Raw genomic sequence first — 23071 nt, 5'->3', positions numbered from 1 at the left:
GTTTGCGGGAAACGCCATTCAATGCCTGAGGGCTGTAGCACTGGCATTACTTAAGGCTGCCGCTGACCCCTGTTAATACGGGTTCTGTAAGGCGGTATTTCTTCACTTTATCGAACACTGTGGTCTTGGCCATGCCTAGGTCGGCACTGGCCTGGGTGATATTGCCTGCGTTACGTTCCAGCGCCTGCTGTAGCAGGTTGCGTTCGAAGGCCTCCACGGCTTCGGTGAACGTTGGCCTGGGCCCTGGCAGGTTACCCTGGTTGAACAAGGGCAGGCCCAGGGCGAAGCGTTCGGCGGCATTGCGCAGCTCGCGCACGTTGCCAGGCCAATCATGATCGGTCAGGCGCCCATGCAAGGCAGTGTTCAGGGGAGGCGTTTCACGGCCGAAGCGCAGCGCGGCCTGGTGAAGAAAGTGTTTGAACAGCGGCTGGATGTCTTCGCGTCGCTCACGTAGCGGTGGGATTTGAAGGGTGACTACGTCCAGACGATAGAAAAAGTCGCTGCGAAGGGGCTGCTCAGCACCGCCTTGCCCCAGTTTTGCCTTGGTAGCCGCCAGGATTCGCACGTCAACCTCCACGGGCTGATTGGAGCCCAAGCGTTCCAAGGTACGCTCCTGTAGCACTCGTAACATCTTCACCTGAACACTTGGGGGCAGGCTTTCCACTTCGTCCAAAAAAAGCGTGCCGCCCTGTGCATGTTCGATCTTGCCCACTCGGCCGGTGGTTGCGCCTGCGAACGTGTTAGGTTCGTGGCCAAACATTTCGCTCTCGAACAATAGCTCAGGTAGCCCACCACAGTTGAGCGCCACGAAGGGTTGAGGTTGCCGCGCGCTGAAATCGTGCAGGCAACGCGCAACCAGCTCTTTGCCTACGCCCGTTTCCCCCGCGATCAGCACATTGGCGGAGGTGTCCGCCACGTTGGCGATTAACTGGCGCAGGTTACGCATAGGCGCGCTATCGCCAAGCAGGCGTTCTTCGAGGGTGCCACGCCCAGCCAGTTGGCGGCGTAAGGCTGTCACCTCCAGCGCCAGGCTGCGTTGTGCCAGCGCGCGCCGCGCGGCCTCTACCAACCGTTCCGGTGAGAAGGGCTTTTCCATGAAATCATAAGCACCCTGACGCATGGCGCTCACCGCCAGAGGAATGTCCCCATGGCCGGTGATCAAAATTACCGGCAAGGTCGGGTCCAAGGTTTTGACCCGCCCCATTAACTGCAAGCCGTCCATGCCGGGCAGGCGGATGTCGCTGATCACGATGCCTGGAAAGCCGGCGTGGAGGCGCTCCATGGCCAGCTCGGCGCTGGCTACGCCCTCGGCGGCGATATCTTCCAAGGCCAGGGCTTGCTGGCAACCGAGCAGTACATGGGGGTCGTCTTCGACGATCAGTACACTCAAAGGTGGGTTCAAGGCAGGTTACTCCCAGGGACGAGCGCGCACAGTGGCAGGGTCAATATGAAGGTGGCGCCTTGTTCGGGATTGCTGTCCAAGGTCAGCCGGCCCCCGGCGGCGGCCGCCAACTGGGCCGATAGGGTAAGGCCTAGCCCCAACCCCTGATCGCCCGGTTTGGTGGTGAAAAAAGGCTCGAACAACTGGCCCCGGCTATGGGCGTCCACGCCTGGGCCATTGTCGCGTACCCACAGCCGGTACTGGCCGTTTTCCGGTTGCCCCTGTACATCGATCAAGGGATTCTCGACAGTTTCCACCGCATCAAGGGCATTGCTCAGCAGGTTGATCAGGATTTGCTCCAGGCGGGTCTGCTCTATGGCCACCATTGCGGTGGACAGGTTGCGTTCGATACTTACCGGGCGGGTGTTTGTTCGTTGCTCCAGCACATCCAAGGCAGCGTCCACGGCCTTGGTAACCTCGGCGCTGCCCCTGTGTTCGCCGCCTCGGGCGAAGGCGCGCAGGCTGGAAATGATCCGGCCCATGCGTTCTACCAGATCGTTGATGGTGCGCAGATTGGTGCTGGCGGTGTCCAGGCGGCCCCGCTCAAGGAAACGCACGGTATTGCCGGACAGCGTGCGCAGCGCGGCCAAAGGTTGGTTCAGTTCATGGGCGATGCTGGTGGACATTTGCCCAATGGCCGCCAATTTGCCTGCCCGCACCAGCTCATCCTGGGCCTTGCGCAGGGTTTGCTCAGCGTTGCGCCGCTCGCGGATCTCGCTTTTGAGGCGATCGTTGCTGTTGCGCAGGTCTGCGGTGCGTTCAACGATACGCCGCTCCAGCAAGTCATTGGCGGCCTGCAACGCCTCCCGCGCCGATAGGCGGGCAGCGATCACCTTGCGGCGTTCGTTCCAGGCGATCAGGCCAATGGCCAACAACGCAAAGGCAACGGCAGCCAGTACCCCTTGGATGATAGCTTCGCGACGCTGGTCTTTGAGCGGCGTGAGCAAGGTCATGCGCCAGCGGGCGTCGTTGATGGCCATCGATTGTGCCAAGTAGCGTGCCGACCGTACGTGACCTTCGCCGTCGTCCTTGCCGAGGGTCAAGCGCTCCACGCCGTCGCTCAGGTGTTCACGGCTCTGGGGCTGCAGTTCGCTCAAAGGCGCCGCGAAATATTGCAGACTGCGTTTGAGGCGGTTGCGGCTATCAGCATCCAGAGGCCGGATGGACTTGAGCCGGCGAGAGTCGTCGCTGGACAAAATGATGATGCCGTTCTCATCGCTGACGAAGGTTTCCAGGCGTGCCTTCTGCCACCGTGCTTCAAGGGCATCCAGGCGTACCTTGACGACCGCCACACCGATGATTCGACCATTCTTGCGCAATCCATGGGCAATGAAGTAACCCGCCTCCCCAGTGGTGCTGCCCACGCCATAATAACGCCCTGGGCGGCCGTTGATTGCATCTTGAAAGTAGGGCCGGAAGGCCAGGTTCTCACCAATAAAGCTATCTCGTGCATGCCAGTTGCTGCTAGCCAGTACCTGACCATCGGGGGCCATGATGAAAATTGCCCGGCTGCCGCTGCGCGCTTGCAGGCCTTCCAGATAAGGGTTTACGCCGGTGGCATCGGCACCGCCGGGCCTGGCTAGCAGAGCATCGACCCCCTGGGCCAATTCCAGCAGGCTGGGTAGGTAAGTGTATTTATCCAGCTCGCTTTCCACAGCCCGCGCATGCAGCTCCAGTTGGCGGGCCCCGGCTTCGGCCTGAGTGCGCAACCCGAAACGTTCGCTAAGATAATAACCGGCCAGGCCAGGGCCAAGGGTTATCAAGCCGGCCAATGGCAATAACAGCCAGCGTCGAAGGAAAGGGATAGTCACGGTAAGGAAGGCAGCTATGGACAGGCGAGCGAATCGCCATTTCATCACAGCCGTGCGCCCCCGCCAATGGCAGGGGCGTACAACAGGCTTAACGGTTAGCCGCAGATTCGTTCAAGAAGATCACGCAGCCTGGGTATCGCCCTTTACAGCGGTAGCCTGTTCCAGGTAATGGGCCAGGGCCTGTTGTGCTTGAGCATCCAGGAACAATCCAAGCTTGGTCCGGCGCCACAGGATGTCCTGCGCGGAACGGGCCCATTCGGTTTGCACCAGGTAGTCTACTTCCCGAGCATACAGACCAGCACCAAAGCTTTCGCCCAAGTCTGCCAATTGTTGGCTGCCCTCAAGCAAGGTCCAGCTGCGGCTGCCGTAGGTGGTGGACCAGCGCAACGCCACCTGCGCCGGCAACCAGGGCGCCTTGCCCTGCAGTTCGGCCGCCAGTGCCTGAGGCGTGCTCATGCCTTCGCCGCCAGGTAGGGGTTGGGCCGCTGTCCAGCTTGGGCCCATGGCCGGGAAGAACGGTTTAAGCTGCGTCATGGCCGACTCGGCCAGCTTGCGGTACGTCGTCAGCTTACCGCCGAACACCGACAACAATGGCGCCTGGCCCTGTTCCTGAGTCAATGCCAGGGTGTAGTCGCGAGTGATTGCCGACGGGTTGTCCGACTCATCGTTACACAGTGGGCGTACACCGGAGTAGCTACGTACGATGTCGCTGCGGCTGAGCTGGTGTTTGAAGTGATCGTTCACCACTTTCAAGATGTAGTCGGTCTCTTCTTCGGTGATCTCCACCTTGGAAGGGTCGCCGGTGTACTCCCGATCGGTAGTACCGATGATGGTGAATTTTTCCAGATAGGGGATAGCGAAGACGATACGCTGATCGGTGTTTTGCAAGATGTAGGCGTTATCACCTTCGTACAGGCGTGGGACGATCAGGTGGCTGCCCTGGATCAAACGAATGCCATACGGGGATTTCAACTGCAAGTCTTCGCGGATGAAACGCGCCACCCAAGGGCCGGCCGCGTTCACCAGCGCTTTGGCACGCACGGTATAGCGTTCACCTGCTGGCCCTTCCAGTTGCACCTCCCACACGCCGTTGGCCCGTTGGGCGTTGACGCAGCGAGTATGGGTGCGTACCTGCGCGCCGTGCTCGCGAGCAGCCATGGCGTTTAGAGCCACCAGGCGAGCATCGTCGACCCAGCAGTCTGAGTACTCGAAGCCGCGAGTGATCTCTGCCTTGAGTGGGTTACGCGGGCCGAACTTAAGGCTACGTGAACCTGGGAGTTTTTCGCGCTTGCCCAAGTGGTCATACAGGAACAGGCCCGCGCGGATCATCCAGGCCGGGCGCAGATGAGGCCGGTGGGGCAGCACGAAGCGCATGGGTTTGACGATATGCGGCGCCTTGGCCAACAGCACCTCACGTTCAGCAAGGGCCTCGCGCACCAGGCGAAACTCGTGATGTTCCAGGTAGCGCAGGCCACCGTGGATCAACTTGCTACTGGCCGAGGAGGTATGGCTGGCCAGATCATCCTTTTCGCAGAGGAATACCGAAAGCCCACGCCCTGCCGCATCGGCTGCGATGCCCACGCCATTGATACCGCCGCCAATGACCGCGACGTCATAAAGGGTTTCGGGCAACTGCGAGGTATCGGGCATGAATGCCTCCGGATAGATTCGAATTGGAATCGAACATCAAATGTTCATTTTCGAAAATGGTAGCGCAACATGAGCGCGGCCGCCACCTGCCTTTTGATTGATTTTCTTCATAAGGCGAAAGAAAAAGAACAATTACGAAAATAACGAACCTTTGGTCATTTTTGCGGTATCGCGCCGCTTGGGTTTAAACGACTTCCAGGCGAACCTTGTGCTGATTCAAATGCTGTACCAGCGCAGGCGTGGGTGTGCTGTCGGTAACCAGCCGGTCTATAAGGCCTATGGAGCCGAGCCGGACCATGGCATTGCGGCCGAACTTGCTAGAGTCGGCAGCTAGAATGACTTGCCGGGCGTTGGCAATGATGGCCTGGGAGACCCGTACTTCCTGGTAATCGAAGTCCAACAGGCTGCCGTCGTCCTCATCGATGCCGCTGATGCCCACCAAGGCGAAATCCACCTTGAACTGGTTGATGAAGTCCACGCAGGCTTGGCCCACCACACCGCCGTCCCGGCGCACGTTGCCGCCAGCCAACAGCACCTCGAAATCCTCTTTGCCGCTGAGGATAGAGGCCACGTGCAGGTTGTTGGTGATGATCTTGAGCTGCTGGTGCCCTAGCAGGGCGCGAGCGATGGATTCAGTGGTCGTGCCGATATTGATGAACAGCGAGGCGTGGTCTGGAATATGTGTCGCGATGGCCTCGGCAATGCGCTGCTTTTCATCGCGCATCTGGTCGGCGCGCATGGCGTAAGCAGTGTTCTCGATACTGGAATCATAGGCCGCGCCACCGTGGTAGCGCCGGAGCAGCCCGCCTTCGGCGAGCTGATTGATATCCCGGCGGATGGTCTGTGGCGTGACCACGAACAGCTGAGCCATTTCTTCGATGCTGACGTAACCACGTTCGCGCACCAGATCAAGGATCTGCTGCTGACGGGGGGGCAGGGTCATGGGGAGTCCTTGTGCTTGTCGCAGAATTTTCCCATGATGCCGCAGCGCCCCCGGCTTTCGCTAGCCTAGTGGTAATCCGCCGTTAGCCCAGCCTTGCCTTGCGTTGAGCACTTGCCTTCACTGAGCCCAGCCGCGGGTTCTGTCCACTGCCTTCTGCCAGCCCCCGTACAGTGCCTGTCGTTTGTCGTCGTCTACCTGTGGGGTGAACTGGCGCTCGATTACAGCCTTGTTACGCAGCTCGTCCAGGCTGCCCCAGAAGCCTGATGCCAGACCTGCCAGGTAGGCAGCGCCCAGCGCGGTGGTTTCGCGCATTTGCGGGCGTTCCACTGGCGTGCCGAGAATATCGGCCTGGAATTGCATCAGGAAATTGTTCGCCACCGCGCCGCCATCGACCCGTAGCGTGCTCAAGCGCGCGCCGGCATCCTGCTGCATGGCATCCAGCACGTCCCGGGTCTGGTAGGCAATGGATTCCAAGGCGGCGCGAATGATGTGGTCTACCTTCACGCCACGGGTAAGGCCGAACAGCGCGCCACGGGCATAGGGGTCCCAGTAGGGAGCGCCAAGGCCGGTGAAGGCAGGCACCAGGTAGACGCCATTACTGTCCTTGACCTTGGTAGCGAAGTATTCGGTATCCAAGGCATCGTTGACCACCTTGAGCTCATCGCGCAGCCATTGCACGGTGGAGCCACCGTTGAACACCGCGCCTTCCAGTGCATACGCCACCTTGCCATGAGGGTCGCAGGCCAGGGTGGTTAGCAAACCATGGCTGGAGGCCACGGCTTTATCGCCGGTGTTCATCAGCAGGAAGCAGCCAGTGCCGTACGTGTTCTTCGCTTCGCCTGGGTTCACGCACATCTGGCCGAACAGCGCGGCTTGTTGATCACCGGCGATACCGGCGATGTCGATTCCGCTCTTGGTCTGACCGTACACCTCCGACGACGACCGTACCTGGGGCAGCATCTGCTCAGGGATGTCCAACACGTCCAGCAGGCGCTTGTCCCACTGCAGGGTATGGATATTAAACATCAGGGTGCGGGAGGCGTTGGTGTAATCGGTCACGTGCACCTTGCCACCGGTAAATTTCCAGATCAGCCAAGTGTCCACGGTGCCGAAGAGCAGTTCGCCACGGCGCGCCCGTTCGCGGCTGCCTTCTACATGGTCGAGAATCCACTTCACCTTGGTGCCGGAGAAATAGGGGTCAATGACCAGGCCCGTGGTTTCGCGGATGTAATCCTCGAAGCCATCACGCTTGAGCTGTTCGCAAATCTCGGTGCTGCGGCGGCATTGCCAGACCACGGCATTATGAATCGGCCGACCGGTGTTTTTATCCCATACCACTACGGTTTCCCGCTGGTTGGTGATACCCAGTGCCGCTACCTGGGCGTGGCTGATGCCGGCCTGTGCCAGGGCCTCGACCATGGTTGCGCTTTGTGTTGCGAAGATTTCCATCGGGTCGTGCTCTACCCAGCCCGGTTGCGGGTAGTGCTGGGCGAATTCTTTTTGCGCTGAGCACACCACATTGGCATCGCGGTCGAAGATGATCGCGCGGGAGCTGGTGGTACCTTGGTCAAGGGCGATGATGTAATTTTTATCGGTCATGGCGGTTGCCTTGAGGGTAGTGGTTGGGCTGATTACGGCGCAGGTTCAGGAGGCGCTCGCATCGGCCTCTTTGGCTGAGTCTTTGGCCTTGCTGGTGGTCTCGTCGGCCGCGATGCTCACGGGCAGGTGCCGGGCTACCAACAGACGATAGCTGGCGGCACCGAAGCAGGCGCCCAGTATCGGCGCGGCGATGGGGATCAGGAAATAGGGCACTTCTCGGCCACCGGTGAAGGCAATTTCACCCCAGCCAGCGAAGAAGGTCATCAGCTTAGGGCCAAAGTCCCGTGCCGGGTTCATGGCGAAGCCGGTCAGCGGGCCCATGGCACTGCCGATGACAGCGATCAACAGGCCGATCAGCAAGGGCGCCATCGGGCCCCGTGGCAGGCCGTTGTTGTCGTCGGTCAAGGCCATGATCACAGCCATGAGGATGGCGGTAATCACCGCTTCCACCAAGAACGCCTGGCCTTCACTGAGCGCCGGGTTCGGATAGGTGGAAAATACGCTGGCAAGCTGCAGGCTGGCTTCGCTGCCACGCACGATGTGGTGCGCCTGTTCGTAATCGAAAAACAAAGAGGTGTAAAGGGTGTAAACCAGCGCTGCGCCGCAGAATGCGCCGGCCACCTGGGCCAAGATGTAAAAGGGCAGTTTGCGCCGTTCGAAGTCACCGAACAGCCAGAGCGCGATGCTCACGGCCGGGTTGAGGTGCGCGCCGGACACCCCGGCGGTGAGGTAGATGGCCATGCTCACCCCGATGCCCCATATGACGCTGATTTCCCACAGGCCAAAGCTGGCGCCCGCGACCTTGAGCGCTGCAACACACCCCGTACCAAAGAAGATAAGCAGGGCGGTACCTAAAAACTCAGCCATGCACTGGCCAGACAACACAGGTTTGCTAAAGCCGTTTGACATCCGGGACCTCGATTTTTGTTGTTGTTTCATATATAACGCCGCCACGCTCAGGGGCTGCTTTTAAGCGCAACGGTATTACGGCGCAATGGACGAGCAATAACGCGAAAAGTTCGCGCTCGGCATTCGTAAACGAAAAAATATAACCATAAAATGAGTCTGTAAAGCTCAAAATCGAACCTTTGTGAGGCAGTCCATTCGTTTTTTCTTGTACGAAAAGTCCGGGTTGGTTTGCTTCTGTTGCGTTATCTCAACGCTTTGTCGATATGCTTGGCGTTTCCAACCTATATCGCTGCCTGCTTTCATGACTCCAGCCATAGACCTGCTTAAGAAACAACGCGCGGCTTTTCATGTGCACAGCTATGCACACGACCCCAACGCTTCCTCCTATGGCCTGGAGGCGGCCGAAAAACTCCAGCTGGCACCGGAGCGGGTGTTCAAAACCTTGCTGGCCAGCACCGAGCGCCAGGAACTGTTGGTGGCGATAGTCCCGGTGGTAGGCACCCTGGACCTAAAGGCCTTGGCCCTGACGGCGAAGGTAAAACGCTGTGAAATGGCCGATCCGGTGGCGGCCCAGCGCGCGACAGGCTATCTATTAGGGGGGATCAGCCCGCTTGGGCAGAAGAAGCGCCTGCGAACCTTTATCGACCTCAGCGCCCAAGGCTTCGAAACACTATTTGTAAGCGCGGGCCGTCGTGGCTTGGAAGTGGAGTTGGCCGCGGCCACTCTGGCAAGCCTCACAGGCGCGACCTTCGCCGCGCTCGCAAGGCCCTGAACGGGCGGGCATAGGTTGTATCGTTATAGTCGGGGTGTGCATGCCGCTTGAATATCACCAGGTTGATGTATTTTCTGACCGCCCCTTTGCCGGTAACCCGACGATGGTGTATCGACTGGGCCATTGGCTACCCGACGAGCTGCTTCAGCGTATTGCTGGGGAGCATAACCTTTCCCATACCGCGTTTCTGGTGCGGGAGGCCACAGGGTGGCATTTGCGCTGCTTTACACCTTTGGTTGAAGTGCCTGCCGCCGGCAATGCTGCGCTGGCCGCTGCCCATGTGCTACAGCTGATCTATGCCGAAGCCGCCGATAGAATCGACTTTATCAGCCGCGCCGGGCCAATTAGCGTTAGTCGGGAGCAGGGCCGTCTGTGGTTGGACCTCGCCGCCCAATACCCTGACGAGGAGGGCGTGAGCCTGGAGGTACAGCGGGCGTTGGGCGTGGATATCGTAGATGTGTTGGGCGCCAACGAGCTGTTCGTGGTGTTGGAGTCCGAGCAGGCCGTTCGCGAATGCCGCCCCGATCATGCCGCCTTGGCCGCGCTGATGTGGTTAGGGGTCGTCATTACCGCTCGGGGTGAACAGTACGACTATGTGTCGCGCTTCTTTGCGCCACGGCTGGGTATTGATGAAGGTGCGGCCAGCGCGGCGACCCATGCCAGCTTGGTGCCCTATTGGGCCAAACGCCTAGGCAAGTCCAGCTTGCGCGGCTATCAGTGTTCGCGGCGGGGTGGGGCGCTGGCCTGCCGCCTGGAGCGCGACCGCGTGCTGGTAGGTGGGCAGGTCACACTGGTTGCGTCTGGTCGGCTGTTGGCAGGGCTAGGCGGCGAATCGACCAGCGCCGGCGCGCCGCTGCCAGTCACTTCCAGTTAGCCCCGCGCGCGTTGTGCTTCTACGCCGCCGGAAACCTGGAACAGCACCAGGTGTTCGGCGGCTACCGCAACATTTACATTCTGCCCAAGCGCATAGTCAGCATGGCTGGGGAAGACGGCCTCGACCTGGTTTCCGGTAGGCAGCTGCAGTTGGTACAGCGTGGACGCCCCAAGAAAGCTTTTGCCGAGGATCTTGACCTGCAAACCACCACTACTCGCCAGAACGATATCATCCGGGCGCAACAGTACGTCCACCGCGCCGCCTATCGGCCAGGGATAGGCGCGGTTTCCGCATAACTCACCCAATTCGGTGCGCACGGTGGTTGGGCTGGTCAGTTCGCCTCGAATAAAGTACCCCTGGCCAATGAAACTGGCCACAAAGGGCGTTTGCGGTTCGTGATACAGGTTGTAGGGGGTATCCCACTGCACCAAGAGGCCATGGCGGAACACGCCAACCTTGTCACTCACGGCAAAGGCTTCTTCTTGATCGTGGGTAACCAGTATGGCGCTGGTTCCACGACTTTTGAGGATGTCTCGCACTTCGCGGCTCAAGCGTCGACGCAGCTCGACGTCCAAGTTGGAAAACGGCTCGTCCAACAACAGCAACTCAGGTTCGGGGGCCAGGGCGCGGGCCAGTGCCACCCGCTGCTGCTGACCACCGGACAGCTCGTGGGGGTAGCGGTCCCCGAGGCCTTGGAGCTTGACCAGCTCTAGCATCTCGGCCACTACCCGCGCGGCATCGTTACGCTTGCCCAGGCCGAAGGCGACGTTGGCCGCCACGGTCAGGTGTGGAAACAGCGCGTAGTCCTGAAAGACCATGCCGATTCGGCGCTTTTCCGGGGCCAGGGTATAGCCTGGGCGAGAGATAACCTGGCCGCTAAGCTGGATTTGGCCTTCATATACAGGCTCAAAGCCTGCAATGGCGCGCAGGGTAGTGGTTTTCCCGCAACCCGAGGCGCCCAATAGACAGCCGATTTCGCCGGGGGTCAGGTGCAGGTCGAGGTTCTGGACAATGCGCTGGTCGGCATAACCACAGGCCAGCGCGTTCAAGCTCAGGAGGGCGGAAGAATTCATTCGGCTCGGTAAGCAGGTTTGACGAGGTATTCAAGCAGCGCCTTTTGGGCGTGCAAACGGTTTTCAGCCTGGTCCCAAGCGACCGAGCGGGGATCGTCGAGCAGGTCGAGACTGATCTCTTCGCCGCGATGGGCGGGCAGGCAGTGCATGAATACCACGTCCGGTGCGGCCAGATCGAGCAATTCACGTGTGACCTGATAAGGCGCGAAGCGCGCCAGGCGGGCCTGAGCTTCCTCTTCTTGGCCCATGGACGTCCATACGTCGGTGCTGACCACGTGTGCGCCCTGTACTGCCTCGCGGGGATCACGAACCAAGGTCACCTGATCGCCTGCCAGGGCAAGGAATTCAGAGCCAGGCTCATAACCTTCGGGGCAGGCGACTCTCAAGTTGAAGCCAAACTGCACCGCCGCTTCTAGATAGCTGTTGCACATATTGTTACCGTCGCCAATCCATGCCACGGTTTTGCCTCTAATGGGGCCACGATGCTCTTCAAAGGTTTGCATGTCCGCAAGCAATTGGCAGGGGTGCAGGTCATCTGACAGGCCGTTGATCACAGGCACCCGCGAGTTGGCCGCAAAACCGGTAACGGTGGTGTGGGCGAAGGTGCGGATCATGATCGCGTCGAGCATGCTAGACATCACGATGGCGCTATCTTCCACCGGTTCGCCGCGCCCCAGCTGGGTATCCCTGGAGGACAGGAATACGGCCTGACCGCCAAGCTGGATCATCCCCGCTTCGAAAGATACCCGCGTACGGGTGGACGATTTTTCGAAGATCATCCCCAGTACGCGATTTTTCAAGGGCTCGTGCAGCACGCCACGGTTGCGCAAGGCTTTGAGTTCGATCCCGCGGCGAATCACCCCAAGGAGTTCGTCAGGGGTGAGATCCATCAGGGATAGAAAATGCCGGGCGCTCATATGACCTACCTTTTGCGTCGTGCCGGGGCCGTGTGTAACCGGCCAGGAAATAAAGAAAGACGCGATCTTATAAAAAAATGTCGCCTAATACCAAGGGGCGTTATAAATTTTCAACAGTTAAAGCTTTTCACCTGATTGCAGCACACCGTTCGTCCTGGTGAGGGTGAACCGTGGCAACCTGTGGTAGTCCGTTTCTTGAAGGGCGTCACAGCAATGAGCTGCATTGCGATGACGGCATTCCACAACGCTCTGCCGTGGGTGATAATGTTTTCCACGTGACACAGGGAGTCCCGAATGGAAGCGAAGGAAAAACAGCTGATGGAGTTGCTGGGCTTGACCGCCCGCACGCTGACCCATCTGACCGCATCGATCACGACCATGTCCTTCGAACTGCTACGCAGCGAGGACAAAGTGGCAAGAGACGCCGGGCGGCATATGATCGACCGCATGGCAACCATCAGCTCCGAACTGGATGCCCACTGGCAAATCATTGGTGAAATGACAGGCGTTCATGTCCCTCAGGACGAGGTAGAAACCATTACCGAGATCGAAATGCTTGGCCCTCCTTCGGGCACAGCCATGCAGTAAATCCACTGGTAGGGAAGGCCGAGCGCTATAGTCGGCTTTCCGTTACAATGGCCTCATGTGTCGACACGCAGGTGTCGAGTAGCCAAAGCCTGAGGTGCCCATGGATATCATCGAAACCATCAAAGACCAGATCGCCAACAACACCGTACTGCTGTACATGAAAGGCTCGCCGAATGCCCCGCAGTGTGGCTTCTCTTCGCGTGCCGTGCAGGCCATCATGGGGTGCGGTGAGAAATTCGCCTATGTGGACATCCTGCAAAACCCTGAAATCCGCGCTAACCTGCCCAAGTACGCTAACTGGCCGACCTTCCCGCAGCTGTGGGTAGCAGGCGAGCTTGTTGGCGGTAGCGACATCGTGGCCGAAATGGCAGCCAATGGCGAACTGCAAACCCTGATCAAGGGCGCGGTAGAGAATGCCAAAACGGCTGAAAGTAACGCAGGCGCTTGATGCTTGAGCACCGGCAATAAAAAGCCCCGCTTCGGCGGGGCTTTTTATTGCATGAGGTTTAGGCGTCTTCTTCGCCCATGCCTGACTGCAGGTAGTTTTCAATGCCGATCCTGTCGATCAGGCCAATCTGGGTTTCCAGCCAGTCGATATGCTCCTCCTCGGATTCAAGGATGTGCTCGAGCATGTCCCGGCTGCCGTAGTCCCCTACGGACTCGCAATGGGCGATGGCTGCGCGAAGGTCGGTGACGCCCTTTTTCTCGAGCCTCAGGTCGCACTCCAACATTTCCCGAGTGTGCTCCCCAATCAGCAATTTGCCCAATTCTTGGACATTGGGGATGCCTTCAAGGAAGAGGATGCGCTTGATCAGCTTATCGGCATGCTTCATTTCGTCGATGGATTCATCGTACTCATGCTTGCCGAGCTTGTTCAGGCCCCAATCTTCATACATGCGCGCATGAAGAAAATATTGATTGATGGCGATCAGCTCGTTGCCAAGAACGCGGTTCAGATGCTGTATGACGCTTACGTCACCCTTCATGGATTTAGGCCTGTTCATGCTACGGATGGCCGAAAGTGTGCGCGTCACAAAAGACGCTGTCAAACAGGCATTTGCAGCACAAACTATCGCGAATCGGAACCGGAATGGTTCAACTTTGCGTTATAGCTGAAGGAAGAAGACGAATCGTCCTCGTTACCAACTGTCAGGCGGCGGTGAACTCTACGGAGAAGGGGACAGCGGCGTGAGCAGAGCCCAGTTCGGTCAGCGTTTCGCGTACTACTTCCTTGGCCAGACAAGCGCATTTTCCACACTGGCTGGCAACACCGGTGGCCTGACGCACTTCACGATAACTGCAACAGCCTTCGTAAATGGCTTCGCGGATTTGGCCGTCGGTAACACCCTGGCAGAGGCAGACATACATATCGCTGGCACCGTCGCTGTGAGGCTGGGAATGCCAGGATACTAATGTTAATGAGAATGCGTGTCAAAACGCTTAGTGGTGTAAGGGGCCCGAGTCGATGAAAGGTCGCTTCGCCAGCTTGGCTGGCTCCTACCCTTCGAATTCGATCACAATTCATCGTGTAGGAGCTGGCGCCAGCCAGCGAAGGTGGCTTAGCCCTGTTCGCCAGCTAGCGCTAGCTCCTACGTCTTAAAAACGGTCAATCGTCGAAATCGCGCCAGCCGCCCATGTCTTTCCAGCGGTTGACGATACCGCAGAACAGCTCGGCGGTTTTTTCGGTGTCGTAGCGGGCCGAATGCGCCTCCCGGCCATCGAAGTCGATGTCAGCGCTCTGGCAAGCCTTGGCCAGTACCGTTTGGCCATAGGCCAACCCCGCCAGGGTAGCGGTGTCGAAGCTGGAGAACGGATGAAACGGGTTGCGCTTAAGGTCGTGGCGAGCAACCGCGGCATTAAGAAAACCCAAGTCGAAGCTGCTGTTATGGCCTACCAGAATCGCCCGCTTGCAGCCATTGGCTTTCAAGGCTTTGCGCACGCCACGGAAGATATCGGTCAAGGCGCTTTCTTCACTGACCGCCATGCGCAGCGGGTGGTCAAGCTTGATGCCTGTGAACTCCAAGGCTGCCGCCTCTATGTTAGCGCCGGCGAAAGGCTCTACCCGGAAGAACCAAGTGTGGTCCGGGAACACGAAGCCTTTTTCATCCATGCCAATGGTAGTGGCGGCGATTTCCAGCAGTGCATCGGTGGCGCTGTTGAAGCCACCGGTTTCTACGTCCACAACCACCGGCAGGTAGCCCCGAAAGCGGGCTGCCATAGGGTGGCGGCTACCTGCGCTAGAGGGGCCGTCCTGCTCGTCGTCGAAATGCTCGTCACTCATGCCGGTACCTCCGCCACACGCCATTGCAAGGTTTCGCCCGCGCGCAGCGGTACGACCTCATGCTCTCCAAAGGCCAGCGCCGAAGGCGCGACCCAGCTTTCTTTCACCAGCGTGATGCACTCCTGATTGACGGGCAAGCCATAGAAGTTTGGCCCGTGCAGGCTGGCAAAGCCTTCGAGCTTGTCGAGCGCGCCAGCTTGATCGAAGGCTTCGGCATACAGTTCAATGGCCGCATAGGCGGTGTAGCAGCCCGCACAGCCGCAAGCAGCCTCTTTGGCATGGCGTGGATGGGGCGCCGAGTCAGTGCCCAAGAAGAATTTGGCATTGCCGCTTGTAGCCGCCTCGATCAGCGCGGCCTGATGTAGGTTGCGCTTGAGAATAGGCAGGCAATAGAAATGCGGGCGAATGCCACCCACCAGCATGTGGTTGCGGTTATAGAGCAGATGGTGGGCCGTGATCGTCGCCGCGACGTTTTCACCCGCGCCATTGACGAAGGCCACTGCGTCGGCAGTAGTGATGTGCTCGAACACCACCTTAAGCCCCGGCACGCGGCTGACGATACGAGTCATATGCTCATCGATAAAGGCTTTTTCCCGATCGAACACGTCGACTTCGGCATGGGTGACCTCGCCATGCACCAGCAGCGGCAGGCCCGCCTCGGCCATGGCCTCGAGTACCGGGAACAACCCGTCGATGGAGGTCACGCCGGAATCAGAGTTAGTGGTAGCGCCAGCCGGGTACAGCTTGGCGGCGTGTACATAGCCACTGGCGAGCGCGGCGTGGATGTCTTCGGGGCGTGTGCGGTCGGTCAAGTACAGCACCATCAAGGGTTCGAAGCGACTGCCGGCCGGGCGGGCATCGAGAATGCGCTGGCGATAGGCGCCGGCTTGCTCGGCATTACGCACCGGCGGTACCAGGTTGGGCATGATGATCGCGCGAGCAAAGGTGCGCGCGGCGTCGGCCACGGTCTGGCCGAGGGCAGCGCCGTCGCGCAGGTGAATGTGCCAGTCATCTGGACGTAGCAGGGTAAGGCGGTCGGACATGGAGGGTACCAGGGGTAGAGCTCATGGGGCGCCGGCAGCAAAGCGTCGGCCGCGTAACGAGGCGGCCCGCTGCCTGTAGACGGACTTGCGCGAATCCTACCGTAAAAGCCTGCCTGGGGCATCCGCTTCAAGTTTGCGCGACCTCGACCGATACGCCTTGAGTACGCTGTCATCTTCTTCGGAGTTCGCCGTGGGCCCTCGTTACCTCGCCTGTTTATTCCTGATCGCTTGCAGCCTGGGCGCGGCCCCGGCGCTGGCCTTTACCTTCCAGACCCGTTTGGAAAATGTGGAGTGGAAGGTTGAAGGTGATGCCTTCGAGTGCCGGCTTACCCAGCCGGTGGCGGATTTTGGCGAGGCCCAGTTCATTCGGCGAGCAGGCGAAAAAGCCTTGTTTCGCTTGAGCACCAGCACCAACGCTCTAGGGACCGGCACGGCCAGCCTGATGTCCGCCGCCGCGCCCTGGCAGCCCGGGCGGGGCGACATCAGCTTGGGTTCGGCGCGGCTAAGCAGTGGTCCGACTGTACTGACCTCCAGCCAGGGTCAGGCCAGTGGCTTGATCAGCGGGCTGCTCGAAGGCCGTAGCGCCGTGGTGCGCGCCGTTTCCACTGACAGTGGCCAAGCCATGGACGTGCGCGTACTGCCGGTGAAGTTCAACAAAGCCTGGAGCGACTACCAGGCGTGCGCGGGCAAACTGTTGCCCATGAATTTCGAGCAGGTACGCATGGCTCAGATCCCGTTTCCAGGTACCGGTGTGGACTTGGATAACGCAGCCAAGGCCCGGTTGGATGTGATCCTGGCGTTTCTAAAGGCCGACCCTAGCGTCAACCATATCGAACTGGACGGCCACTCCGACAACAGTGGTAACCGCCTGACCAATCGGGAGCTGTCTCGCCGCCGTGCACTGTCCGTGGCTGATTACCTCAAGGCCCATGGCGTGCCCGAGGACCATATAGACGTGCGCTTCCATGGTGAGCAATACCCCGTGGCGCCTAACACGTCACCGGCCAATCGTGCGCGTAATCGCCGGGTGAATATCCAACTGGACAAGCGGCCGGTCATCGAGACCATTACCCCCACTTCGCAGGCACCTACGGCGCCCTTAACGACGCCTGCCACAGCGCCTGTGGCTGCACCGGCCATACCTGCTGCCGGGGCTTCAGCCGCTCCGACAAAACCCGCCGTGAAGAGCTGAACATACTGTCGCTAACGCTTGAACGCTGTCGCTTCACCAACACTTGCTGTCGCGCTACTGTAATTTAACGGCCATGGGCGGTAGAATCGGCGGCTTTAAGCAAAACCGGTGGAGTAATGGCATGGCGGACGTAAAAAAGGTCGTTCTGGCATATTCCGGCGGCCTGGACACCTCGGTGATCCTCAAGTGGCTGCAGGATACCTATAACTGTGAAGTGGTGACCTTCACCGCCGACCTAGGCCAGGGCGAGGAAGTCGAACCGGCTCGCGCCAAGGCTCAGGCCATGGGCGTGAAAGAGGTGTACATCGACGATCTACGCGAAGAATTCGTGCGCGATTTCGTATTTCCGATGTTCCGCGCCAATACCGTTTACGAAGGCGAGTACCTGTTGGGTACATCCATTGCCCGGCCCTTGATCGCTAAACGACTGATCGAAATCGCCAACGAAACCGGAGCCGACGCCATCAGCCATGGCGCTACCGGCAAAGGCAACGACCAAGTGCGTTTCGAGCTGGGTGCTTATGCGCTCAAGCCAGGCGTGAAAGTCATTGCCCCTTGGCGCGAGTGGGACCTGCTGTCCCGTGAAAAGCTCATGGACTACGCCGAGCAGCACGCCATCCCGATCGAGCGCCATGGCAAGAAGAAATCACCCTATTCCATGGACGCCAACCTGCTGCACATTTCTTATGAAGGCGGCGTGCTCGAGGACACCTGGGCTGAGCACGAAGAAGACATGTGGCGCTGGACGGTGTCGCCGGAAGCGGCGCCCAATACACCCACCTACCTTGAGCTCACCTACCGCAATGGCGACATCGTGGCCTTGGACGGCGTGGAAAAAAGCCCCGCCTCCGTGCTTGCCGAGCTGAACCGTATCGGCGGTGAGAACGGCATCGGGCGTCTGGATATCGTCGAAAACCGCTACGTGGGCATGAAATCCCGTGGCTGCTACGAGACGCCTGGCGGCACCATCATGCTCAAGGCGCACCGGGCGATCGAATCCATCACCCTGGACCGCGAAGTGGCTCACCTCAAGGACGAACTGATGCCGCGCTACGCCAGCCTGATCTATACCGGCTACTGGTGGAGCCCAGAGCGCCTGATGCTGCAGCAGATGATCGACGCCTCACAAGCCCATGTGAACGGGGTGGTGCGGTTGAAGCTGTACAAGGGAAATGTAATCGTCGTGGGCCGCAAGTCAGACGATTCGCTGTTCGATGCGAACATCGCCACCTTCGAGGAGGACGGTGGGGCTTACGATCAGGCAGACGCGGCAGGCTTCATCAAGCTCAACGCCTTGCGGATGCGCATCGCGGCCAACAAAGGCCGTCACCTGGGCTGATCCGCACAACCCTCCAAGACCGCGGCCCCGCCGCGGTTTTTTGCCTAGGCAGGCAGCACTAGCATGGCTGCCGTTCGCCCATTGGGGCGAGGCTGTGCCAGGGCACTGTCGGCCCAGGCCCGCATCCGCGGCTGTAGCTGCTGCCAGTCTTCTTCAGGGCCATACCTGAGAATGTGCAGGCACGCTACCGCCGTTGTTTGCGTGGCAGTAGAGGAGGGCGGCGGAACATCGGTCGTTTCAAGTGCCTGCGATGAAAGATGTTCCTCATGGGAGCTGTACGATGCGACCGTAGGCAGCGGCTCATCTGTTGTATGTTTAACGGCCTGAGTGCCTAGGGCCTTGCGATTGAAATTCAAGGTAATGAAAAACAGCAAGGTTAAAAAAGGTGGAAACCCCACCAAGAACCAGACAAATACGCCTTGGTTGCGGTGGTCCAGCAGTGGCAGGCTTGCCAGTGCGGAAGCTTCAGTGGTGGCGGCCAGTACAGCAATCAATGCAAGTGGGTTATCTATCGAGCGGGCCGGAATGCTCATGGTGACTCCTCGTCGTCCAAGCGACTTAAACGGTCTCGGCCCTAGAGTAGAAGCAACCCGCGCGGGCTCGCGTTAGATATGGCTGGCGTGGTCTTGAACCGCTTTAAACCATTTGATCCTGACCAATCAGTCTGTAACAGGTTGACAGGATAATTCCAGCGCTTGTAATTGATGAAACGCAAGCAGGTGTGTAACGTTTCCTCCCCGTATCCCCTCCGGATCAACAGTCAATTTTTTCCGTTTAGTTGTAGGATATTTCAATCGGCCATGTAAGGAGAATCTTACTCTGTACTAACCTGGCATTTCGGTAACACCTGCCACCGGAAACTGGGCTATGTTCCCCGCTTTAAAATAAACAGCAACAATCGGATTAGCTCATGAACAAAGTGCTCATCGTGGATGATCATCCCGTGATACGCCTGGCAGTACGTATGTTGATGGAACGCCACGGCTATGACGTGGTTGGCGAAACCGACAACGGTGCTGATGCGCTGCAGCTGGCAAGGGAATCGCAGCCTGATATCGTCATTCTAGATATCGGCATCCCCAAACTCGACGGCCTGGAGGTCATCGCCCGGCTTACGGCAGGCTCAATCTCGCACATGCGAGTACTGGTGCTCACCTCTCAGGCCCCTGGCCACTTTTCCATGCGCTGCATGCAGGCAGGGGCAGCGGGGTATGTGTGCAAGCAACAAGATCTTACCGAATTGCTCAGTGCCATTAAGGCTGTACTGTCCGGCTATAGCTATTTCCCCAACCAGGCTTTGCATCCAGTGCGTAACCATATGGGGAATGTCAGTGAGAAGGAGCTGGTTGAACGGCTTTCCAGCCGAGAGATGATGGTGTTGCAGCAGTTAGCCTCAGGGTATTCCAACAAGCAGATTGCCGAAACCATGTTGTTGAGCAACAAAACAGTGAGCACTTATAAAACGCGGTTGTTGATGAAGCTCAATGCAAAGTCACTCGTAGATCTGGTAGAGGTCGCTCAACGTAACGGAATTATATAACCGCACCTCGCCTGGGCCCCCGCACTATGGGGGCGCGCGGCGTTAAAAGTCATAATCGTAGTCGGCCAGTTGCCGTTGGAGACGTCGCTCTTCTAGCAGGTTATCGATGGTACGGCGTTTGATGAGGTTGGTTTTGTTCACTTCCGCGACCGGCTCGACCTCGTCGGCCTCGGCCTCTACTGCAACGAAGTCGTCGTCCACATCCAGCTCTTCTTTCTCTGTCGTCATTTTGAATCACTCCGGCCCACGGGCTCTCTGGGGCGCTGTTCGCGCACCTTATATCGGCTATTTGAGAGTGGGTAAAAGAGATTTTTTCAATCACAAGGATAGAGCCGCTACGCTTTGTCAATCGTCAGAGGTTTTCGCCTTGTACTCGCACAGATCCTCGATCCGGCAGCTACCACACCGGGGTTTACGCGCCTGGCAAACATAGCGCCCATGGAGGATCAGCCAATGGTGGGCATCGAGCAGATACGCCTTGGGCACATGCCGCAATAAAGCCATTTCTACCTCCACCACGTTTTTGCCAGGTGCGATGCGGGTGCGGTTGCTCACGCGGAAGATATGGGTATCCACCGCCATGGTGAGCTGGCGAAAGGCTGTGTTAAGCACCACGTTAGCGGTTTTACGACCTACGCCAGGCAGTGCTTCAAGCGCTTCACGGGTTTGTGGCACAACCCCGCCATGTTGTTCAACCAACCGACGGCAAGTTTCGATTACATTTCGGGCCTTGCTGTTATACAAACCGATGGTCTTGATGTAGTCGGACAAGCCCTCCACCCCCAACGCCAGAATCGCTTCTGGAGTATTGGCCACGGGGAACAGCTTGGCCGTAGCCTTGTTGACCCCTACGTCGGTGGATTGGGCGGACAATATCACCGCGATCAGCAGCTCGAACGCGTTGGTATAGGCCAGCTCCGTACGGGGCTCGGGGTTGTCTTCATGGAACCTGCGAAAGATTTCCAGACGTTTGGCGGCGTTCATGCGCGTGTTCCTAGAGGGCGTGCCTGCCGTGCTTTGCGCAACGGCAAGCGCGTGGAGCGTTACTTGATGCGTTGCCCTGGCTTGGCGCCAGCATCGGGGCTAAGCAGGAAGATCTCCGAGCCCCCAGGGCCTGCCGCCAGTACCATGCCTTCGGATAGACCGAAGCGCATTTTGCGTGGCTTAAGGTTGGCAATCATCATGGTTAGCCGCCCTTCAAGCTCGGCAGGGTTTGGGTAAGCGCTTTTGATGCCGGAAAAAACAGTGCGCTGCTCGCCACCTAAATCCAACGTCAGGCGCAGTAACTTGTCCGCGCCTTCCACGGGTTCTGCCTTTACGATCAGCGCTACTCGCAGGTCTACCGCGGCGAAGGCGTCGAAGTCGATTTCTGCCGCCAGGGGGTCAGCTTCCAGTTCCCCGTTCCCGCCAGGCTCATGGCTGGCCGCTGGAGCAGGGGCGAGGTTTTCCCGAGATGCCTCGACCATGGCTTGCACACGCGCAGGCTCGATACGGGTCATCAGAGGCTTGAAGGCATTGAGTGGGTGGTCAGCCAGCAGGGTTTGATGGTCATCCCAGCTCAGAGGCGGCACATTGAGGAACGCTTCGGCATCGGCCGCCAGGGTTGGCAGTACCGGCTTCAAGAATACTACCAGCAGGCGGAACAGGTTAACGCCCAGGGCACAGATGGCCTGAACGTCGTGCTGCTTGCCTTCCTGTTTGGCCAGGGCCCAAGGGGCCTTGTCGGCGATCCAGGCATTGGCACGGTCTGCCAGGGCCATGATCTCCCGCATGGCACGGGCGAAGTCCCGGTTTTCATAAGCATCGGCGATGCTTGGCGCGGCGGCCACGAAGGCTGCGGTCAGCTCGGGTTCGGCGTTGCCGGTTACCAGACGCCCACCATTGCCCTTGTGAATGAACCCCGCGCATCGGCTGGCAATATTGACTACTTTGCCGACCAGGTCTGAATTGACCTTCTGGGTGAAGTCGTCCAAGTTCATGTCTAGGTCGTCTACGCCACGGCCCAGCTTGGACGCATAGTAGTAGCGCAGGTATTCCGGCGACAGGTACTCCAGGTAGGTGCGTGCCTTGATGAAAGTCCCCCGGGACTTGGACATCTTCTGGCCATTTACCGTGAGGTAGCCGTGTACGTTCAGCGCGGTCGGCTTGCGATACCCAGCGCCTTCGAGCATGGCAGGCCAGAACAGCGCATGGAAATTGACGATGTCCTTGCCGATGAAATGGTACAGCTCGGCACTGGAATCCTTGCCCCAGAAGGCATCGAAATCCAGCTCGGGTCGGCGCGCGCAGAGGTTTTTGAAGCTGGCCATGTAACCGATGGGAGCATCTAGCCATACATAGAAGTATTTGCCTGGCTCGTCGGGAATCTCAAAGCCGAAGTAGGGCGCGTCCCGGGAAATGTCCCACTCGTGCAAGCCTGCGTCTAGCCATTCGGCCAGCTTGTTGGCCACTGCCTCCTGCAGGGTGCCGCTGCGGGTCCAGCGCTGCAGCATGGCCTGGAAGGTCGGCAGCTTGAAGAAGAAGTGCTTTGAATCGCGCAGTACCGGTGTTGCCCCTGAAATGGCGGATTTCGGTTCCTTCAGATCGGTGGGCTCGTAGGTGGCCCCGCATTTTTCGCAGTTGTCGCCGTATTGGTCGGGCGTATCGCACTTGGGGCAGGTGCCCTTGATAAAACGGTCGGCCAGGAACATTTGTTTTTCCGGGTCGAAGTATTGCGTGACCGAGCGCGTGGCGATATGCCCAGCGTCGCGAAGGCGGCAGTAGACCTGGCTGGACAGCTCCCGATTTTCCTCGGAATGAGTGGAGTGGAAATTATCGAACTCCACCAGGAAATCCGCGAAGTCCGCGCTGTGCTCGGCCTTGACCGTGTCGATCAACTGCTCGTTGGTCACGCCTTCTTTTTCAGCGCGCAGCATGATGGCCGAGCCGTGGGCATCGTCCGCGCACACGTAAATGCACTGGTTACCCCGAAGCTTCTGGTAACGCACCCACACGTCGGTCTGAATGTATTCGACCATATGGCCCAGGTGAATGGAGCCGTTGGCATAGGGCAGGGCGCTGGTGACGAGAATCTTGCGGGGCTCGGACATGGGGCTCGGC

General features: G+C 59.0%; 23 protein-coding genes. 7 read left to right on the top strand and 16 right to left on the bottom strand.

Going from position 1 to position 23071, the window contains the following annotated elements:
- Nucleotides 1–46 precede the first annotated feature (46 nt).
- The 6 genes from aauR to ACWKV4_RS08565 all read right to left on the bottom strand — a co-directional run bounded on the left by aauR (nucleotide 47) and on the right by ACWKV4_RS08565 (nucleotide 8353).
- Entirely contained in the window at nucleotides 47–1402 is a 1356-nt protein-coding gene (gene aauR, locus ACWKV4_RS08590; protein WP_483831652.1) for a two-component response regulator AauR, read from the bottom strand.
- Nucleotides 1399–3297 carry a sensor histidine kinase gene (locus ACWKV4_RS08585; protein WP_483831651.1) on the bottom strand — a complete coding sequence of 633 codons (1899 nt, stop codon included), beginning with the start codon at nucleotides 3295–3297 and terminating at the stop codon, nucleotides 1399–1401. Before ACWKV4_RS08585 ends, aauR begins: the two co-directional genes overlap by 4 nt.
- 75 nt (nucleotides 3298–3372) lie before the next feature.
- Complete coding sequence (glpD, locus tag ACWKV4_RS08580) at nucleotides 3373–4902, bottom strand: glycerol-3-phosphate dehydrogenase (protein WP_483831650.1); 1530 nt, start codon at nucleotides 4900–4902, stop codon at nucleotides 3373–3375.
- Nucleotides 4903–5086: 184 nt separating this feature from the next.
- Nucleotides 5087–5845, bottom strand: coding sequence for a DeoR family transcriptional regulator (locus tag ACWKV4_RS08575; RefSeq protein ID WP_483831649.1), 759 nt, complete (start codon nucleotides 5843–5845; stop codon nucleotides 5087–5089).
- A 117-nt stretch (nucleotides 5846–5962) separates the two neighbouring features.
- Nucleotides 5963–7444 carry a glycerol kinase GlpK gene (gene glpK / locus ACWKV4_RS08570; protein ID WP_483831648.1) on the bottom strand — a complete coding sequence of 494 codons (1482 nt, stop codon included), beginning with the start codon at nucleotides 7442–7444 and terminating at the stop codon, nucleotides 5963–5965.
- Between the two features lie 45 nt (nucleotides 7445–7489).
- Nucleotides 7490–8353, bottom strand: a complete 864-nt coding sequence (locus ACWKV4_RS08565) for an MIP/aquaporin family protein (RefSeq protein WP_483831647.1) — start codon at nucleotides 8351–8353, stop codon at nucleotides 7490–7492.
- A gap of 301 nt (nucleotides 8354–8654) precedes the next feature.
- On the opposite strand from ACWKV4_RS08565, the gene ybaK reads away from it, so the two are divergent.
- Both ybaK and ACWKV4_RS08555 read left to right on the top strand, forming a co-directional pair.
- Entirely contained in the window at nucleotides 8655–9125 is a 471-nt protein-coding gene (gene ybaK / locus ACWKV4_RS08560; protein WP_483831646.1) for a Cys-tRNA(Pro) deacylase, read from the top strand.
- Between the two features lie 40 nt (nucleotides 9126–9165).
- Nucleotides 9166–9999: a PhzF family phenazine biosynthesis protein gene (locus ACWKV4_RS08555; protein WP_483831645.1), complete on the top strand. Its 834-nt coding sequence runs from the start codon at nucleotides 9166–9168 to the stop codon at nucleotides 9997–9999.
- On the opposite strand, the gene ACWKV4_RS08550 is transcribed toward ACWKV4_RS08555, so the two are convergent.
- Nucleotides 9996–11072: an ABC transporter ATP-binding protein gene (locus tag ACWKV4_RS08550; protein ID WP_483831644.1), complete on the bottom strand. Its 1077-nt coding sequence runs from the start codon at nucleotides 11070–11072 to the stop codon at nucleotides 9996–9998. The two genes, ACWKV4_RS08555 and ACWKV4_RS08550, sit on opposite strands and share 4 nt — an antisense overlap.
- Entirely contained in the window at nucleotides 11069–11989 is a 921-nt protein-coding gene (gene argF, locus ACWKV4_RS08545; protein ID WP_483831643.1) for an ornithine carbamoyltransferase, read from the bottom strand. The genes ACWKV4_RS08550 and argF overlap by 4 nt, the downstream gene beginning before the upstream one ends.
- Nucleotides 11990–12283: 294 nt before the next feature.
- Here argF and ACWKV4_RS08540 point away from each other — a divergent pair, with 294 nt between their 5' ends.
- Nucleotides 12284–12577: a hypothetical protein gene (locus ACWKV4_RS08540; RefSeq protein ID WP_483831642.1), complete on the top strand. Its 294-nt coding sequence runs from the start codon at nucleotides 12284–12286 to the stop codon at nucleotides 12575–12577.
- A 100-nt stretch (nucleotides 12578–12677) separates the two neighbouring features.
- A complete protein-coding gene (grxD, locus tag ACWKV4_RS08535; RefSeq protein WP_483831641.1) occupies nucleotides 12678–13025 on the top strand; it encodes a Grx4 family monothiol glutaredoxin in 348 nt (115 codons plus the stop codon).
- 58 nt (nucleotides 13026–13083) lie between these two features.
- Here the strand turns inward: grxD and bfr are convergent, their stop codons facing one another.
- From bfr to pyrC, 4 genes are all read right to left on the bottom strand, one after another.
- On the bottom strand, nucleotides 13084–13563 hold the full coding sequence (gene bfr / locus ACWKV4_RS08530) for a bacterioferritin (protein WP_483831730.1): 480 nt from the start codon (nucleotides 13561–13563) through the stop codon (nucleotides 13084–13086).
- 163 nt (nucleotides 13564–13726) lie between these two features.
- Entirely contained in the window at nucleotides 13727–13945 is a 219-nt protein-coding gene (locus ACWKV4_RS08525; protein WP_483831640.1) for a bacterioferritin-associated ferredoxin, read from the bottom strand.
- Between the two features lie 238 nt (nucleotides 13946–14183).
- Nucleotides 14184–14858, bottom strand: a complete 675-nt coding sequence (rnt, locus tag ACWKV4_RS08520; protein ID WP_483831639.1) for a ribonuclease T — start codon at nucleotides 14856–14858, stop codon at nucleotides 14184–14186.
- The gene (pyrC, locus tag ACWKV4_RS08515; protein ID WP_483831638.1) at nucleotides 14855–15901 is read right to left on the bottom strand and encodes a dihydroorotase; all 1047 of its coding nucleotides are present in this window, start codon (nucleotides 15899–15901) and stop codon (nucleotides 14855–14857) included. The genes rnt and pyrC overlap by 4 nt, the downstream gene beginning before the upstream one ends.
- A 190-nt stretch (nucleotides 15902–16091) precedes the next feature.
- Here pyrC and ACWKV4_RS08510 point away from each other — a divergent pair, with 190 nt between their 5' ends.
- Both ACWKV4_RS08510 and ACWKV4_RS08505 read left to right on the top strand, forming a co-directional pair.
- Entirely contained in the window at nucleotides 16092–17093 is a 1002-nt protein-coding gene (locus ACWKV4_RS08510; RefSeq protein ID WP_483831729.1) for a flagellar protein MotY, read from the top strand.
- Nucleotides 17094–17214: 121 nt separating this feature from the next.
- Entirely contained in the window at nucleotides 17215–18432 is a 1218-nt protein-coding gene (locus ACWKV4_RS08505; RefSeq protein ID WP_483831637.1) for an argininosuccinate synthase, read from the top strand.
- Nucleotides 18433–18476: 44 nt separating this feature from the next.
- Here the strand turns inward: ACWKV4_RS08505 and ACWKV4_RS08500 are convergent, their stop codons facing one another.
- Nucleotides 18477–18965 (bottom strand): hypothetical protein, encoded by a 489-nt coding sequence (locus ACWKV4_RS08500; protein WP_483831636.1) that lies wholly within the window; start codon nucleotides 18963–18965, stop codon nucleotides 18477–18479.
- 377 nt (nucleotides 18966–19342) lie between these two features.
- Between ACWKV4_RS08500 and ACWKV4_RS08495 the strand changes: the two genes are divergently transcribed.
- Nucleotides 19343–19972, top strand: coding sequence for a response regulator (locus tag ACWKV4_RS08495; protein WP_483831635.1), 630 nt, complete (start codon nucleotides 19343–19345; stop codon nucleotides 19970–19972).
- Between the two features lie 42 nt (nucleotides 19973–20014).
- Here the strand turns inward: ACWKV4_RS08495 and ACWKV4_RS08490 are convergent, their stop codons facing one another.
- From ACWKV4_RS08490 to metG, 3 genes are all read right to left on the bottom strand, one after another.
- A complete protein-coding gene (locus ACWKV4_RS08490; protein WP_483831634.1) occupies nucleotides 20015–20200 on the bottom strand; it encodes a PA3496 family putative envelope integrity protein in 186 nt (61 codons plus the stop codon).
- 117 nt (nucleotides 20201–20317) lie between these two features.
- Nucleotides 20318–20956, bottom strand: coding sequence for an endonuclease III (gene nth / locus ACWKV4_RS08485; RefSeq protein WP_483831633.1), 639 nt, complete (start codon nucleotides 20954–20956; stop codon nucleotides 20318–20320).
- 59 nt (nucleotides 20957–21015) lie between these two features.
- Nucleotides 21016–23061, bottom strand: a complete 2046-nt coding sequence (gene metG, locus ACWKV4_RS08480) for a methionine--tRNA ligase (RefSeq protein ID WP_483831632.1) — start codon at nucleotides 23059–23061, stop codon at nucleotides 21016–21018.
- Between the last annotated feature and the right edge of the window lie 10 nt (nucleotides 23062–23071).

The sequence above is a fragment of the Pseudomonas artemisiae genome (assembly GCF_057128685.1).
The sequence above is the reverse complement of the archived record's forward strand: the minus strand, read 5'-3'. Positions and strand labels throughout refer to the sequence as shown.